The following is a 15,333-nucleotide window of genomic DNA, read 5'->3' as shown; positions in this document are numbered from 1 at the left end:
ATAGCGGTCCTTGCGGCGCTACCGCTAAATCCGCACGCCGATGCCGGTATACTGGCGGGCTACAGATTCAGGTCGAGGAGAGATCATGCGAGAGCGTCTGCTGGCGGCGGAAAAGATCAAGGCGATCGAGTGGCGGGACGGTGCCCTGCACCTGCTCGACCAGCGCCTGTTGCCGCTGCGCGAACACTGGGTCGCCTGTCACGGCGCCGCCGAAGTGGCCCAGGCCATCCGCGACATGCTGGTGCGAGGCGCGCCGGCCATCGGCATCAGCGCCGCCTATGGCGTGGTGCTGGGTGCCCGGCAGCGCGCCGCGGCGGGTGAGGACTGGCAAGCGACCGTCAACGCCGACTTCGAACTGCTGGCGGCCTCGCGGCCCACCGCGGTCAATCTGTTCTGGGCGCTCAACCGGATGCGCGAGCGTCTGGCGCGCACCGCGGGGGAGGGCGCCCTGGCGGCGCTGGAAGCCGAGGCAATAGCCATCCACCTGAGCGATCGCGAAGCCAATCTGACCATGGCCCAGCTGGGCGTCGAGCTGATCCGCAAGCACGACGCCAGCAAGCAGACCTTCCTGACCCACTGTAATACCGGCGCCCTGGCCACCGGCGGCTTCGGCACCGCCTTGGGCGTCCTGCGCGCGGCGCATCTGGACGGCCTGGTGGAATGCGTCCACGCCGACGAGACCCGCCCCTGGCTGCAGGGCTCGCGCCTGACCGCCTGGGAGCTGGCCGGGGAGGGCATCCCGGTCAGCCTCAACGCCGATGCCGCGGCGGCGCACCTGATGAAGACGCGCAACGTCGCCTGGGTGATCGTCGGCGCCGACCGCATCACCGCCAATGGCGACGTGGCCAACAAGATCGGCACCTACAACCTGGCGGTCATCGCCATGCACCACGGGGTGCGCTTCATGGTGGTGGCGCCCAGCTCCACCATCGACATGAAGCTCGCGTCCGGTGACGACATCCCCATCGAGGAACGCGCCGGTCACGAGTTGCTGGAAGTGGGCGGGCAGCGCATCGCCGCCGGCGTGGAGGCCTTCAATCCGGTGTTCGACGTCACCCCGGCCGATCTCATCGACGCCATCGTCACCGAGCGCGGTGTGGTGGAGCGTCCGGACGCCAAGAAGATGGCCGAGCTGATGAATCGCCGACGCCTGCATTGAGGCGATCGCCAGGGGCGGATACATCCCTGAATGTGTTAGAATTTCGCTCTTTGCACAGGCTTTGTCCGAAAGCCCTCGGCAGGCGGTGATGCAGTGCCGAAAACCGGTTGGAGCGCCCTTTGCGCCGCCGGTGGCAGGCGCCGCCAGACGGGCTTTCGCCTCTCCTATATCAGGCTCGGCCGACGTGCGGACGAGCCCTAGCGCTTTTCAGATCAGAAGGAACCAGGCTTCTCATGGGTGAACTGGCCAAAGAAATCCTCCCGGTCAATATCGAAGACGAATTGCGGCAGTCGTATCTCGACTACGCGATGAGCGTCATCGTCGGCCGGGCTCTGCCGGATGTGCGCGACGGCCTCAAGCCGGTGCACCGGCGCGTGCTCTACGCCATGAGCGAGCTGGGCAACGACTGGAACAAGCCGTACAAGAAATCCGCCCGTGTGGTGGGTGACGTCATCGGTAAGTACCACCCCCACGGCGATACCGCCGTCTACGACACCATCGTGCGGATGGCGCAGCCCTTCTCGCTGCGCTACATGCTGGTGGACGGCCAGGGCAACTTCGGTTCGGTGGACGGCGACAACGCCGCGGCCATGCGTTACACCGAAGTGCGGATGTCCAAGCTCGCCCACGAACTGCTGGCCGACCTGGACAAGGAAACCGTCGACTGGGTGCCCAACTACGACGGCACCGAGCAGATCCCGGCGGTGATGCCCACGCGCATCCCCAACCTGCTGGTCAATGGTTCCAGCGGCATCGCGGTCGGCATGGCCACCAACATTCCGCCGCACAACCTCGGCGAAGTGATCGATGGCTGCCTGGCGCTGATCGAGAACAGCGAGCTGACCGTCGACGACCTGATGCAGTACATCCCCGGTCCGGACTTCCCGACCGCGGGCATCATCAACGGTCGTGCCGGCATCATCGAGGCCTATCGCACCGGTCGCGGGCGCATCTATGTGCGGGCCCGCGCCGAGGTCGAGGACATCGACAAGAGCGCCAATCGCCAGCAGATCGTCATCACCGAGCTGCCCTACCAGCTCAACAAGGCACGGCTGATCGAGAAGATCGCCGAGCTGGTGAAAGAGAAGAAGATCGAAGGCATCACCGAGCTGCGCGACGAGTCCGACAAGGACGGCATGCGCGTGGTCATCGAGCTGCGTCGCGGCGAAACCCCCGAGGTGGTGCTCAACAACCTCTACGCCCAGACTCAGCTGCAGACGGTGTTCGGCATCAACGTGGTGGCCCTGCTCGACGGCCAGCCGCGCACCCTGAACCTCAAGGAACTGCTGGAAGCCTTCATCCGTCACCGCCGTGAAGTGGTGACCCGGCGGACCGTCTACGAACTGCGCAAGGCGCGCGAGCGAGGCCACATCCTCGAAGGCCAGGCGGTCGCCCTGTCCAACATCGATCCGGTCATCGAGCTGATCAAGAGCTCGCCGACCCCGGCCGAAGCCAAGGAACGCCTGATCGCCACGCCCTGGGAATCCAGCGCGGTACGCGAGATGGTCGAGCGCGCCGGCGCCGATTCCTGCCGTCCGGACGAACTGCCCGAGCAATACGGTCTGCACGACGGCAAGTACCACCTCTCGCCGGAACAGGCCCAGGCGATCCTCGACCTGCGCTTGCACCGCCTGACCGGCCTGGAGCACGAGAAGCTCATCGCCGAGTACCAGGAAATCCTGCTGCAGATCGGCGAGCTGATCCGCATCCTGACCAATCCCGAGCGGCTGATGGAAGTCATCCGCGAGGAGCTGGAAAAGGTCAAGGCCGAGTTCGGCGACAAGCGTCGCACCGAGATCATCGCCTCCCAGGTGGACCTGACCATCGCCGACCTCATCACCGAGGAAGACCGCGTCGTCACCATCTCCCATGGCGGCTACGCCAAGTCCCAGCCGCTGCACGCCTACCAGGCCCAGCGCCGGGGCGGTCGCGGCCGTTCGGCCTCGGCGGTCAAGGAAGAGGACTACATCGAGCACCTGCTGGTCGCCAACAGCCATACCACCCTGCTGCTGTTCTCCAGCCTGGGCAAGGTCTACTGGAAGCGTACCTACGAGATTCCCGAGGCCTCCCGCGCCGCCCGTGGCCGGCCGCTGGTCAACCTGCTGCCGCTGGCCGAGGGCGAGCGCATCACCGCCATGCTGCCGGTCGATCTGGAAGCCGTGCGCCAGCAGGCGCCCATCGGTGAAGAAGACCTGGGCGAGCAGGACGACAACCTGGACATCGAAGACGCCGTGCTGGTGGAAGACGACGTCGAGAGCGAAGGGGAAGGCGAAGAGGGCGAGCTCCTCGATGCCGGCCAGGACGAGCCCACCGGCGCCTACATCTTCATGGCCACCCGCAACGGCACCGTGAAGAAGACCCCGCTGGTGCAGTTCAGCCGTCCGCGCAGCAATGGCCTGATCGCGCTGAAACTGGAGGAGGGCGACAGCCTGATCGCCGCCGCCATCACCGACGGTGCCCGCGAAGTCATGCTGTTCTCCGACGGCGGCAAGGTCATCCGCTTCAAGGAGCGCCATGTGCGCACCATGGGCCGTACCGCCCGTGGCGTGCGCGGCATGCGCCTGGCCGAAAGCCAGCGCCTGATTTCCATGCTGATCCCCGAGCCGGGCGCCGAGATCCTCACCGCCAGTCTCAACGGCTTCGGCAAGCGCACCGCCATGGCCGAATACCCGCAGCGCGGCCGCGGTGGCCAGGGCGTGATCGCCATGGTCATCAACGAGCGCAACGGTCCCCTGATCGGCGCCATCCAGGTGCTGGACGGCGAAGAGATCATGCTGATCTCCGACCAGGGCACCCTGGTGCGTACCCCGGTCGAAGGCATCTCCCGTACCGGCCGTAATACCCAGGGCGTCACCCTGATCAAGCTCGGCAAGGGCGAGAAGCTGGTGGGACTGGAGCGGGTGCAGGAGCCTTCGGTGGACGAAGAGCTGCTGGATCACGAAGCCGAACTGGACGACGAGGTGCTCGACAAGGAGTTGCCGGTCGACAGCCACGAGCCGGACCAGGACGATGTGCTGCCCGGTGCCAGCGACGTACCGAGCGATGACCTTCCCGACGAGGATGACGAGTGATGAGCAAGCGTGCCTACAACTTCTGCGCCGGCCCGGCGGCCCTGCCTGAAGCTGTGCTGCGCCAGGCCCAGGCCGATCTGCTGGATTGGCAGGGCCGTGGCCTGTCGGTAATGGAGATGAGCCATCGCGGTGAAGACTTCACCGCCATCTCGAACCAGGCCGAGGCCGATCTGCGCGAGTTGCTGGGCGTCCCCGGCAACTACAAGGTGCTGTTTCTGCAGGGCGGTGCCAGTCTGCAATTCGCTCAGCTGGCGATGAACCTGATGCCCGAGGGCGGCACCGCCGACTACATCGACACCGGCATCTGGTCGCGCAAGGCCATCGAGCAGGCGCAGCACTATGGCACCGTCAATGTCGCCGCCAGCGCCAAGGGCTACGACTACTTCGCCATCCCGGGGCAGCACGAGTGGCAGCTGTCCAAGGATGCCGCCTACGTTCACTACACCCCCAACGAGACCATCGGCGGCCTGGAGTTCGACTGGATTCCGGACGTGGGCGATGTGCCCCTGGTGGCGGATGCCTCTTCCGACATCCTCTCGCGTCCGCTGGACGTCTCGCGCTTCGGGCTGATCTACGCCGGTGCGCAGAAGAACATCGGGCCCAGCGGCCTGGTGGTGGTGATCGTCCGCGAAGACCTGCTGGGTCGCGCTCGCGCCGCCTGCCCGACGCTGCTGGACTACAAGGTCGAGGCCGACAACGGCTCCATGTACAACACGCCGGCGACCTTCTCCTGGTACCTGTCGGGCCTGGTGTTCAAGTGGCTGAAGGAGCAGGGCGGCCTGCCCGCCATGGAGCGCCTGAATCGCCAGAAGAAAGAGCTGCTGTACGGCTTCATCGACGCCAGCGACTTCTACAGCAACCCCATCGCCCAGAACGACCGCTCCTGGATGAACGTACCCTTCCGCTTGGCGGACGAGCGCCTCGACAAGGCGTTCCTCGAGGGCGCCGAAGCACGCGGCCTGCTGTATCTGCAGGGGCATCGTTCGGTGGGTGGCATGCGCGCCTCCATCTACAATGCCGTCACCCTGGACGCCGTCCAGGTGCTGGTGAATTATCTGGCCGAATTCGAGAAGGAGCACGGCTGATCATGTCGGAACACGAGCTCAAGGCCCTGCGCCTGCGTATCGACAGTCTGGACGAACGCATCCAGGACCTGATCAGCGAACGCGCTCGCTGCGCCCAGGACGTGGCGCGGGTCAAGATGGGAACGCTGGCGGAAGGCGAAAAGCCCGTGTTCTATCGACCCGAGCGGGAAGCCCAGGTCCTCAAGCGGGTCATGGAGCGCAACGGCGGTCCGGTCCGTGACGAAGACATGGCGCGGCTGTTCCGCGAGATCATGTCCTGCTGCCTGGCCCTGGAGGAGCCGCTGCATGTGGCCTATCTAGGCCCGGAAGGCACCTTCTCCCAGGCCGCGGCGCTCAAGCACTTCGGCAAGGCCGTGGTGACCCGGCCCATGGCGGCCATCGACGAGGTGTTCCGCGAGGTCGCCGCCGGTGCTTCCCAGTTCGGCGTGGTGCCGGTGGAGAATTCCACCGAGGGTGCGGTCAACCACACCCTGGACAGCTTCCTCGAGCACAACCTGTCGATCTGCGGCGAGGTGGAACTGCGTATCCACCACCATCTGTTGATCGGCGAAAACACCAAGGCCGACAGCATCACCCGCATCTATTCCCACGCCCAGTCGCTGGCTCAGTGCCGCAAGTGGCTGGACTCCTATTACCCGAGCGTCGAGCGGGTGGCGGTGGCCAGCAACGCCGAAGCGGCGCGGCGGGTGAAAGGGGAGTGGAACAGCGCGGCCATCGCCGGCGACATGGCGGCCTCGCTATACGGCCTGACGCCGGTTCAGCAGAAGATCGAGGACCGCCCGGACAACTCCACGCGCTTCCTCATCATCGGCAACCAGGACGTGCCGCCCAGTGGCGACGACAAGACCTCCATCATCGTCTCCATGCAGAACAAGCCGGGCGCCCTGCACGAGCTGCTGCTGCCGTTCCACACTAACAACATCGACCTCAGCCGGATCGAGACGCGGCCTTCGCGCAGCGGCAAGTGGACCTATGTCTTCTTCATCGACTTCCTTGGCCACCAGGCCGATCCGCTGATCCGCGATGTCCTGGAGCGTCTGTCCTCCGGCGCCGTGGCGCTCAAGGTCCTCGGCTCCTATCCCCGCGCCGTACTCTGACGGCGCAGGCGTTGGTTGCGGGCGTCAGCGGCGACGCACGCAGCCGTGCTCGTCGAAGGTCACCAGTCGCGTGCGGTCCTTGCGCTGGCGCGCCTCGTAGTGATAACGGGTCAGGGCATCCAGCTGGGAAATCCGCTGCGGTTGCCCCAAGGCGTTCTCCACGTCCGCCCGGCTCATGCCGACCTTGACCTGTCCGCGGATGATCGCCTGGCGCCTTGCGCTGGCGCTGAGCAGATCGCCACAGCCATCCGTCTTGGCTGCCACCACCGTGGGCGTGCGCGCGACGTCCTTGCGGGGAGCGGCCCTGGGTTTCGCCATCAGCGTGGGTTTGGCGCCGCCCGGACGGGGATTGTCCGCGCGCTGCAGCCGGCTGTCGCTGTCCGAAGCGCAACCGCTGGCGGAAAAGGTGAGGTGGCCGTCGGCATCTTCGCAGCGATACACCGTGGTCGCCTGGGCGGTGGTGCAACCCAGCAGCAGGCCGAGTACGAGCAGCTTTTTCATGGGACGTCCTCCTTGACGTAGGGGCTCAAGCTTAGCGAAGCCAGGGGTGTTCGGCGAGGGCCGGAAGCGCGCCCTTGCGCCCTCGCGGAAGCCTTGCAAATAGCTGTTTTGAAACCCTTTTGCCTTCGCACCCGCCAGCGGTCCGGTGTATCATCCCCGCCGTCAGCCCCGCCGGGGCAGTGGTTATCCCCCCTTATGGACTTACCCAGTCAATACTCAATCGCCTTTTTCGTCCCGTTGTTGAGTTAGGGTTCGTCGGTGCGCTCCGCCGGCGGGCCGGAGTGCGCTATGACCGTAGTGAACGAAGCAGAAATCAGAAAGCCCCACGAGACGCTGCAGGAGCGGCTCGCCCAGGTCGTGGAGTTGCTGGAGCGCTACGACCTCGCTGTCGAGGCGCGTGAAGACCACGATCGCGCCCCCGTATCCCCCGCCGATATTCCCGAAGAAGGCCTCGAAGAGCTGCGTGCCCGCCTGGACGAGCTGCACCCGGCCGACGTCGCCTTCATCCTCGAAGCCCTGCCGCGCGAAGACCGTCTGACCGTCTGGGGGCTGGTCAAGACCGAGCGCGATGGCGAGATCCTGCTCGAGGTCTCGGACGCGGTCCGCGAGACCCTGATCGCCGACATGGACGATCAGGAAATCCTCGCGGTGGCCGGCCAGCTCGACGCCGACGAACTGGCCGACCTGGCGCCGGATCTGCCGCGCGATGTCGTTCACGAGCTCATGGACGCCCTCGATGCCCAGCAGCGCGAGCGGGTGCGCTCCGCGCTGTCCTACGAAGAGGATCAGGTCGGCGCGCTGATGGACTTCGAGATGGTGACCATCCGTGACGACGTCGCCCTGGAAGTGGTGCTGCGCTACCTGCGCCGCCTGAAAGAGCTGCCCGACCATACCGACAAGCTGTTCGTCGTCGATAACGACAGCATCCTCAAGGGCGTCCTGCCGATCAAGCGCCTGCTGGTCAACGATCCGGAAAAGCTGGTGGTCGAGGTCATGGCCAAGGAGGCGGTGGCCTTCCATCCGGACGGCGATGCCTATGACGCGGCCCAGGCGTTCGAGCGCTATGACCTGGTTTCGGCGCCGGTGGTGGACAAGAACGGCAAGCTGATCGGTCGTCTCACCATCGACGAGATGGTCGACCTGATCCGCGAGGAAAGCGAAAGCGAAGTCCTCAACATGGCCGGTCTGCGTGAAGACGAAGACGTCTTCGCCTCGGTGTGGAAATCGGTGGGCAATCGCTGGACCTGGCTGGCCACCAACCTCATCACGGCCTTCATCGCCTCGCGGGTCATCGGCCTGTTCGAGGGGTCGATCGAGAAACTGGTGGCCCTGGCCGCGCTCATGCCCATCGTGGCGGGCATCGGTGGCAACTCGGGCAACCAGGCCATCACCATGATCGTCCGCGCCATGGCGCTGGGACAGATCAGTGTCACCAGCACCGCGCGGCTGCTGCGCAAGGAGCTGGGCGTCGCCCTGTGCAACGGCGTCATCTGGGGTGGGGTGATAGGGCTGGTGGCCTTCTATCTGTACAGCAGCTGGTCGCTGGGCCTGGTGATGATGGGCGCCATGACCCTCAATCTGCTGCTGGCTGCCTTCATGGGGGTGCTGATCCCCATGACCCTGCAGCGCTTCGGTCGCGACCCGGCCATGGGGTCGAGCGTGTTGATCACCGCGGTGACCGACAGCGGCGGCTTCTTCATCTTCTTGGGACTCGCTACCCTGTTCCTGATGTAGGGCAGGGTAGGGTACTCCGGGCTGCCCAGGGGCAGGACAGCCCGGACGCCGTCAGGATGCGGCGTCGATATCGTGGGCGATCAGCGAGATCAGGGCGTTCTGCTGGCGACCCGACAGCTGCCGAAAGCGCTGCAGCAACTCCCGCTCGCTGGCGGTGATCTCCGGACTGTCCAGGCGAAGCCCGGGTTCGTCGCCAAGGGCGCCCTCTTGCTGCAAGCTCTGCTCGAGACGCGCGATGATTTCGGAGTTCATGCTGCGATGATGGTTGCGGGCCACATCCGCGATGCGCTCTCGCATGCCCTCGGGCAGACGCACGACGAATTTGTCAGCGGTACGGCTTGAGTAGGATCTAATGGCCTGGGTCATTGAGGTACTTCATCTGGAGTCAAAAATCAGTGAAGGCATAAGCCCTCGTCTCGTTCCGCTAGCACTCACGGCACCTTGGACTCTATAACCACCTGTCCCTAGGTATCTGTTTTTATTGACGTCAATTTACCGACGTAAACAAAAAATTGCAAAGCTGCCGAAGAACTTCCTGCCGTTGCCCGTCCTCGCGCACTGCGGCGCTGCCGAACCGGAACATGACAAACCCTCCGCTGCTCGTTACCATGAGCGCCCTTTCCTGTCCCAGTAGCTCAATTGGATAGAGCATCCCCCTCCTAAGGGGAAGGTTGGTGGTTCGACCCCACTCTGGGACACCAGATTCCTTTCCAGCACCTCTCCTCGCGATCCGACGCCCTCAGGTGCCCTTGCCGAACCGTTACAGCAGTTTGGAGGATAGGGCAAAAACAGCGACTTTGTCCGACTTCCAGCCTCTTCCGGTGGCGATTTGTGGCTGTGATCACAGCATAGAGCAGCAGACGAAAACCTGCCGAATTTATCTGTACTCTCCGTTGGCTAACCGTCTGCATTGCTTGTATCTGGAGCGCCTCTGGAGGTTCGCGTCATGGCCTTTTATCCCGTCCTACTTTCAGTCGTGTTCGTCGTTCGTAATCAGGCTGCCGAGTTGCAGAGCGTGCTCGAGCGCGCGGCAACTGTTATCGGTCCCTTGGTAAGTGACTACGAACTTATCATTGTCGACAACGCATCCTCTGATGACAGCGTAGCTCGACTCAAACAACTCACCAGCATTTCGGGCCTGCCCAACCTGCAGGTATATGCCCTGACCAAGGAAGTGGATTCCGATACCGCTGCCTGGGTGGGTCTGGAGAATGCGCTGGGTGACTTCGCAGTCGTCATAGATCCGGAAACCGATGACATCGCCTTCTTGCCTGACATGCTGCAACAGGCGGCCGGCGGCGTCGACGTGGTGTTCGCCAACAATCAGCAGAAAGTTCGGCAGACCCTGTCCTACAGTCTTTGCTCCAGAGGCTTCAACAGTCTCTACAAGCAATTCAACGGGGTCGATCTGGCCAAGGATGCGCCCCAGTACCGGATGCTCAGCAAGAAGGTCATCAATTACATCCTGCGCCATCCCGCGCCGGCCTTGACCTATCGCCACCTGCCGGCGACGGCGGGCTTCTCCCGTACCAATCTCGAATACAGCATGCCGCCGCGCAGCACCAAACCCAAGCGGCTGTCCGGCAGTTTCGATCGCGGTGCCCGCCTGCTGGTGTCCTCCACCCGCAAGCCCATGCGCATGGTCAGTTTCCTGTCCATCTTGGGGGCGCTGTCCAACCTGCTCTACTCCATCTACGTGATTGCCATCGGCCTGTTCAAGGATGACGTCGCACCGGGTTGGGTGACGATTTCATTACAGCAGTCCGGCATGTTCTTTCTCATTTCGCTGGTCCTGCTCGTCCTTGGCGAATATGTCCTGCAGTTGACCCACAGAGTCAACGAAGGGCCGCTCTATCATGTCGCCCAGGAGTTCACGAGTGCAGTCATGACGCGCCGTGACAAGCTCAATGTCGAAGTAGTGCAGGGCGGTAATGCCGCAGGACCGGCTACTCAATTTGGCATGGCCTGACGATCATGAAAGATGCGATCGTCATAGGTGGCGGATTTTACGGGGCCATGACGGCCCTGTATCTCATGCGCGTGAGGGGCTTTGCGAAAGTCACCCTGATCGAGCGGGAAGACGGGCTGTTGAAGCGTGCCTCTTACAACAATCAGGCACGTGTTCATAACGGTTATCACTATCCGCGCAGTTTCGTCACGGCCTTTCGCAGCCGGGTCAACTTGCCGCGCTTCTTGCGCGACTATCCCGACGTGGTAGTGCGGGATTTCACCAAGTTGTATGCCATTGCCCGCAACAACTCCAAGGTAACGGCCAAACAGTTCGAACGTTTCTGTCAGGGGATCGAGGCTTCCCTGCAGCCGGCGTCCGAAGAATTAAGTCGATTGTTCGACGATCGATTGATCGAGGCGGTGTATCTCACCGAGGAGTATGCCTTCAACTCTGCCGTACTCGCCGCCGAAGTGAGTCGCGAGCTCGATGCCGTCGGCGTCGAGGTGCGCCTCAAGAGTCGCGTGATGGCGATCCGCGGTGAAGCGGGGGGGCTGGGTGCCGAGGTCGTGGATGAAGCCGGACGACAGGAGGAGCTGCACTGCCGCTACCTCTTCAACTGTACCTACAGCGGCCTCAACCAGTACGGTGGCGATTTCCCCGGCACCGCTACCCGGTTACGCCACGAGATCACCGAGATGGCCCTGGTGGAGATGCCTCCGGAGCTGCGCAACCTCGGCGTGACGGTCATGGACGGTCCGTTCTTTTCCATGATGCCGTTCCCGGCGCGTGGTCTGCATACCCTGTCCCATGTGCGTTACACCCCGCACCTGAACTGGGAAGACGCCAATGGCACCGATCCCTATGCCCTGCTCGACGACTACGACCGTGCCTCGCGAGCGGACTGGATGGTGCGCGACGTGGCCCGCTACATGTCGGCTGCGGCACGGGTGGAGTACCGGGATTCGCTGTTCGAGGTGAAGACCATCCTGATGAAGAACGAAGGCGACGACGGCCGTCCCATCCTCTTCGAACAACATCCCCAGTTGCCTGGCTGCTATTCGATGCTGGGCGGCAAGATCGACAACATTTTCGATGCCCTGGAGCGCCTCGATGCCGAACCCTTCCTCTGATGCGACACCCAGGGGGGTGTCCGGCGTCGCCGGCTTCATCAGCGTTCTGATCTTTTCCATCATCAATTTCTTTCTGTTCGGCAAGGGCGTCATCCTTGACCCCTTCCACCAGGGGGAATACTTCGCCACGCTGCCGACGCTGCTGCACAGTCAACCGGGCGCCCATGCCTTCACCATCCATGGCGGGCTGGATTTCATCCCGGTGTGGCTGGCGGAGACCTGGTTCGGCGCCCAGCACACCTTCCTGGTGACCCAGATCCTCTATGGACTGTGCAATACCGGCGCAGCCTTGCTGCTCTGGGGAACGGCGGTGTTGCTGTGCCCCCTGCCCAAGGGGCGCGCGCGTCTGATCCTGCTGGTCGCCATGGGTGCCGTGGCGACCCAGGTGGTGGGCTATCGCGATCTCTTCCTGCTGCTGTCGCTGTTCCTCTTCTGTCTGCATCGCAAGGTGGAGACCACGCCGCGGCGATTGGTCTGCGAGGTGCTGCTCGGCCTGGCGGCCGGCTTCAATCTGTTCTGGTCCTATGACCGCGGCATCGCCGGGGTGCTGGCCATCGGCTCGGCCGTACTGCTCACGCTGCTGCTGCATCGGCGCCATTTCCTGTCGCTGCTGACCTTTGTCGCAACGGTTGGCTGGCTTGGCTTTGGTACCGATTTCTTCGCCCTGACCGATTACGTCAAGAACCTGACCTTCCTCCTGGAAACCTCTTCCCAGTGGGGCTATGGCCTGAATGCCCGGCCGCTGGCGCTGAGCCTGCTGCTGGCGGTGCCTACGGCGCTGGCGGGTTTCGCCCTGATCCGCTGCCTGCCGTGGCCGTGGCGCTGGAGCGAGGATCTGCCGCTGATAGGTGCCCTGGCGGTGCTGCTCGCGATCTTCTTCAAGATCGGGGTCAATCGCGCGGACTTCCAGCATATCCAGATGGGCTTCTGGGTACCGCTGCTGAGCCTGCTGTATGCCGCCCGCCGACAGCGGCTGGCCCGCAACGGCGGCTGGGACATCTCGGCGCATCCGCGTGCGGCGGCCGCGGCCATTGGCGCTGCCGTACTGATGGGGCTGGTCGGACTTAATCCTTCGCCGTTCTTTGCGGTGCTGCTGGCGGGTGCGCTGCTGGCCTTCAGCCGGCGTCTGCTGGTACCGGCCCTGGCGGCGCTGCTGGTGCTGCTCGCCGCCTTCAACCTCTACAAGTCGCCGGTCGAGCGGGTGTGGGCTCAGGGACTCGCCTGGGTGCCGGCTTTGACCGCCTTGCCGGATGACGCCGCCTTGGCCACGCCCGGGGTGCAATGGGCCTCGCGGCGCCTGCTGGAAAGCGGCGCCCACTGTGTGTTCGATCTGGCCAACAACGGAGTCATCAACGGGGTGACCGATCTGCCGGCCTGTACCAAGTACATCTATCCGGTCTATGCCACGCCGCCCTACGAGGCCGACCTGCTCAGCGATCTGCAGCATGCCGATCCGCCGGCGGTGGTGTATTCGACGACCTTCTGGTCCTTCAAGCTGAACAACATTTCCATGCACGACAAGTTTCCACGACTCAAGGCCTACCTGGACGAGCGTTATCCCGTCGAGGAATGCCAACCGGACTATTGCCTGAGATTCAAGACCAAGGGGTGAGCAACATGAAGACCGACGCATTGATAGGGTACAGCGGCTTCGTGGGGTCGACGCTGCTCAAGCAGAAGGCCTTCGGCGCGCTGTTTCGCTCCACCAATATCGACCAGATCGGCGATCAGCCCTATGGCCAGGTCATCTGCGCTGGAGCGCCGGCGCAGAAGTGGATCGCCAATCGCGATCCTGCGGCCGATCGCGAGAAGATCGATGGACTGATCGGCCACCTGTCGCGTATCCAGTGCGATTCCTTCGTGCTGATCAGCACCGTGGATGTCTTCAAGCAACCGCTTGGCGTCGATGAGACCACTGAGGTGGACGTAGAGGGGCTGCACGCCTATGGCGCCAATCGCTATCGGCTGGAGCAGTTCGTCCGTGAGCATTTCGCCAACGCCCTGATCGTCCGCCTGCCGGGCCTGGTCGGGCCTGGGCTGCGCAAGAACGTGATCTACGACCTGCTCAACGACAACAACCTGCACGCCGTGGAAAGTCGCGGCGTCTTCCAGTTCTATCCGATGGTCAATCTCGGCTATGACATCCAGACCGCTCAGGCTGCCGGGCTCGACCTGGTGCACCTGACCGCCGAGCCGATCAGCGTGGCGGACATCGCCAGCCAGGGCTTTGGACGCGACTTCGGCAACACCCTGGAGGGTACGCCGGCGCGCTACGATTTCCGCAGCGTGCATGCCGAGGTCTTCGGCGGCCGTGACGGCTACCAGTACAGCGCCCGCGACACCCTGCTCGCGGTCCGCGCCTATGCCCAGTCGGAACCCCCGGTCATCAAGGTGGAGGGTCAGTGATGCGCATCGCCATCTCCAATATCGCCTGGGATCCGACCGATGACGCCATGGTCGCCGAGATCCTGCAGCAATACCGGGTGGATGCCATCGACATCGCCCCGGGCAAGTATTTTGCCGATCCCAAGGCGGCCACCGCCCAGGAAATCCAGGTCGTGCGTCAGCAGTGGCAGGCCCGCGGCATCGAGATCACCGGCATGCAGGCGTTGCTGTTCGGCACCACGGGCCTCAACGTCTTCGGCGCCGACGACGTGCAGCGCGCGCTGCTGGCGCAGCTGGAGGGCGTCTGCCGGGTCGCCGAGGGGCTGGGCGCGACGCGCCTGGTGTTCGGCTCGCCGCGCAATCGCGATCGCTCGGGGCTGAGTGACGATCAGGCCCTGGCGCAGGCACGGGACTTCTTCCGCCGCCTGGGTGATGTGGCCGCGGCGCACCGGGTGCAGATCTGCCTGGAGCCGAATCCGCCACGCTATGGCGCCAACTTCATGATCGACAGCGATTCCACCGCCGCCGTGGTACGGGCCGTGGAGCATCCGGCGATCCTCATGCAACTCGATACCGGCGCCCTGACCATCAACGAGGAGGACGCCGCCCGCGTCCTCGAAGAGCATGCCGAACTGATCGGCCACGTCCATGCCAGCGAACCGGATCTGGTGACCCTGGGGGAGGGCGGTACCAACCACGAGGGCATCGCCTTCGCCCTAACCCGACGGCTGCCGGAGCAGGTGGTCAGCATCGAGATGCTGCCGGCCAAGCAGGGCTCCAACCTGGCCGCGCTGGAGCGTGGCGTCCAGGTCGCGGTCAAGGCCTATCGAGACTTGCCGGAGGCTGCCGCATGAAGTGGCTGATCCTGATCCTGGGCATTGCCTCCAACGCCTCGGCGAGCGTGCTGGTGAAGCTGGCCATGCTGCCCCCGCGGCGCTTTCCCAGCCTGAGCGATCCCCTGGCCGCGCTGGCCAACTGGCCATTCTGGCTGGGACTGTTCATGTATGGCCTGGCCTTTCTGCTGTACGCCGCCGCCCTTGCCAAGCTGCCGCTGAACGTGGCGCATCCGGTGCTGACGGCCGGGGCCATCGCCAGCGTCGCGCTGCTGTCGGTGGTGATCTTTCGCGAAGCCTTTCCCTGGACCACGGCGGCAGGCATCGTCCTGATCATCGCCGGTGTCGCCCTCATCACGGCCCGTGTCGGTTGAACCTGGAGGAACT

At 64.1% G+C, this 15,333-nt stretch carries 13 protein-coding genes and 1 tRNA gene; 12 read left to right on the top strand and 2 right to left on the bottom strand.

The genetic code is table 11. The features are described 5' to 3' along the window. The first annotated feature begins 85 nt into the window (after nt 1–85). The 4 genes from mtnA (at nt 86) to pheA (ending at nt 6,412) form a co-directional block, all read left to right on the top strand. The gene (gene mtnA / locus QMX82_RS13275; protein ID WP_158891754.1) at nt 86–1,159 is read left to right on the top strand and encodes an S-methyl-5-thioribose-1-phosphate isomerase; all 1,074 of its coding nucleotides are present in this window, start codon (nt 86–88) and stop codon (nt 1,157–1,159) included. 233 nt (nt 1,160–1,392) lie between these two features. Continuing rightward, on the top strand, nt 1,393–4,230 hold the full coding sequence (gyrA, locus tag QMX82_RS13270) for a DNA gyrase subunit A (protein ID WP_208692078.1): 2,838 nt from the start codon (nt 1,393–1,395) through the stop codon (nt 4,228–4,230). Continuing rightward, a complete protein-coding gene (gene serC / locus QMX82_RS13265) occupies nt 4,230–5,315 on the top strand; it encodes a 3-phosphoserine/phosphohydroxythreonine transaminase (protein WP_282284257.1) in 1,086 nt (361 codons plus the stop codon). The genes gyrA and serC overlap by 1 nt, the downstream gene beginning before the upstream one ends. 2 nt (nt 5,316–5,317) lie before the next feature. Further along, on the top strand, nt 5,318–6,412 hold the full coding sequence (gene pheA, locus QMX82_RS13260) for a prephenate dehydratase (protein WP_183629072.1): 1,095 nt from the start codon (nt 5,318–5,320) through the stop codon (nt 6,410–6,412). Nucleotides 6,413–6,436: 24 nt separating this feature from the next. Here the strand turns inward: pheA and QMX82_RS13255 are convergent, their stop codons facing one another. Further along, a complete protein-coding gene (locus QMX82_RS13255) occupies nt 6,437–6,913 on the bottom strand; it encodes a DUF4124 domain-containing protein (RefSeq protein WP_282284250.1) in 477 nt (158 codons plus the stop codon). Nucleotides 6,914–7,201: 288 nt separating this feature from the next. On the opposite strand from QMX82_RS13255, the gene mgtE reads away from it, so the two are divergent. Continuing rightward, nucleotides 7,202–8,647, top strand: a complete 1,446-nt coding sequence (mgtE, locus tag QMX82_RS13250) for a magnesium transporter (protein WP_423814992.1) — start codon at nt 7,202–7,204, stop codon at nt 8,645–8,647. A 51-nt stretch (nt 8,648–8,698) separates the two neighbouring features. Here mgtE and QMX82_RS13245 read toward each other — a convergent pair whose 3' ends face one another. Continuing rightward, on the bottom strand, nt 8,699–9,013 hold the full coding sequence (locus QMX82_RS13245; protein ID WP_007160462.1) for an Arc family DNA-binding protein: 315 nt from the start codon (nt 9,011–9,013) through the stop codon (nt 8,699–8,701). Between the two features lie 258 nt (nt 9,014–9,271). Here QMX82_RS13245 and QMX82_RS13240 point away from each other — a divergent pair. The 7 genes from QMX82_RS13240 (at nt 9,272) to QMX82_RS13210 (ending at nt 15,320) form a co-directional block, all read left to right on the top strand. Further along, nucleotides 9,272–9,348, top strand: a tRNA-Arg gene (locus QMX82_RS13240). Between the two features lie 245 nt (nt 9,349–9,593). Further along, the gene (locus QMX82_RS13235) at nt 9,594–10,616 is read left to right on the top strand and encodes a glycosyltransferase (protein ID WP_282284245.1); all 1,023 of its coding nucleotides are present in this window, start codon (nt 9,594–9,596) and stop codon (nt 10,614–10,616) included. Between the two features lie 47 nt (nt 10,617–10,663). Further along, nucleotides 10,664–11,728 carry an FAD-dependent oxidoreductase gene (locus QMX82_RS13230; protein ID WP_423814993.1) on the top strand — a complete coding sequence of 355 codons (1,065 nt, stop codon included), beginning with the start codon at nt 10,664–10,666 and terminating at the stop codon, nt 11,726–11,728. Beyond that, nucleotides 11,709–13,340 (top strand): hypothetical protein, encoded by a 1,632-nt coding sequence (locus tag QMX82_RS13225; protein WP_282284241.1) that lies wholly within the window; start codon nt 11,709–11,711, stop codon nt 13,338–13,340. The genes QMX82_RS13230 and QMX82_RS13225 overlap by 20 nt, the downstream gene beginning before the upstream one ends. A gap of 5 nt (nt 13,341–13,345) precedes the next feature. Next, nucleotides 13,346–14,134, top strand: coding sequence for a pyridine nucleotide transhydrogenase (locus QMX82_RS13220; RefSeq protein ID WP_282284239.1), 789 nt, complete (start codon nt 13,346–13,348; stop codon nt 14,132–14,134). Continuing rightward, the gene (locus QMX82_RS13215) at nt 14,134–14,967 is read left to right on the top strand and encodes a sugar phosphate isomerase/epimerase family protein (protein WP_133862469.1); all 834 of its coding nucleotides are present in this window, start codon (nt 14,134–14,136) and stop codon (nt 14,965–14,967) included. The genes QMX82_RS13220 and QMX82_RS13215 overlap by 1 nt, the downstream gene beginning before the upstream one ends. Then, on the top strand, nt 14,964–15,320 hold the full coding sequence (locus tag QMX82_RS13210; RefSeq protein ID WP_158892960.1) for an SMR family transporter: 357 nt from the start codon (nt 14,964–14,966) through the stop codon (nt 15,318–15,320). The genes QMX82_RS13215 and QMX82_RS13210 overlap by 4 nt, the downstream gene beginning before the upstream one ends. Nucleotides 15,321–15,333: the final 13 nt, after the last annotated feature.

Source organism: Pseudomonas sp. PS02302, from assembly GCF_029959585.1.
GTDB classification, from domain to species: Bacteria; Pseudomonadota; Gammaproteobacteria; order Pseudomonadales; family Pseudomonadaceae; genus Chryseomonas; species Chryseomonas aestiva.
The sequence above is the reverse complement of the archived record's forward strand: the minus strand, read 5'-3'. Positions and strand labels throughout refer to the sequence as shown.

Excerpts from the sequence above, each read along its gene's own strand:
- mtnA (WP_158891754.1), top strand. The coding sequence starts at position 86 with ATGCGAGAGCGTCTGCTGGCGGCGGAAAAGATCAAGGCGATCGAGTGG.
- gyrA (WP_208692078.1), top strand. The coding sequence starts at position 1,393 with ATGGGTGAACTGGCCAAAGAAATCCTCCCGGTCAATATCGAAGACGAA.
- serC (WP_282284257.1), top strand. The coding sequence starts at position 4,230 with ATGAGCAAGCGTGCCTACAACTTCTGCGCCGGCCCGGCGGCCCTGCCT.
- pheA (WP_183629072.1), top strand. The coding sequence starts at position 5,318 with ATGTCGGAACACGAGCTCAAGGCCCTGCGCCTGCGTATCGACAGTCTG.
- QMX82_RS13255 (WP_282284250.1), bottom strand. The coding sequence starts at position 6,913 with ATGAAAAAGCTGCTCGTACTCGGCCTGCTGCTGGGTTGCACCACCGCC.
- mgtE (WP_423814992.1), top strand. The coding sequence starts at position 7,202 with ATGACCGTAGTGAACGAAGCAGAAATCAGAAAGCCCCACGAGACGCTG.
- QMX82_RS13245 (WP_007160462.1), bottom strand. The coding sequence starts at position 9,013 with ATGACCCAGGCCATTAGATCCTACTCAAGCCGTACCGCTGACAAATTC.
- QMX82_RS13235 (WP_282284245.1), top strand. The coding sequence starts at position 9,594 with ATGGCCTTTTATCCCGTCCTACTTTCAGTCGTGTTCGTCGTTCGTAAT.
- QMX82_RS13230 (WP_423814993.1), top strand. The coding sequence starts at position 10,664 with ATGACGGCCCTGTATCTCATGCGCGTGAGGGGCTTTGCGAAAGTCACC.
- QMX82_RS13225 (WP_282284241.1), top strand. The coding sequence starts at position 11,709 with ATGCCGAACCCTTCCTCTGATGCGACACCCAGGGGGGTGTCCGGCGTC.
- QMX82_RS13220 (WP_282284239.1), top strand. The coding sequence starts at position 13,346 with ATGAAGACCGACGCATTGATAGGGTACAGCGGCTTCGTGGGGTCGACG.
- QMX82_RS13215 (WP_133862469.1), top strand. The coding sequence starts at position 14,134 with ATGCGCATCGCCATCTCCAATATCGCCTGGGATCCGACCGATGACGCC.
- QMX82_RS13210 (WP_158892960.1), top strand. The coding sequence starts at position 14,964 with ATGAAGTGGCTGATCCTGATCCTGGGCATTGCCTCCAACGCCTCGGCG.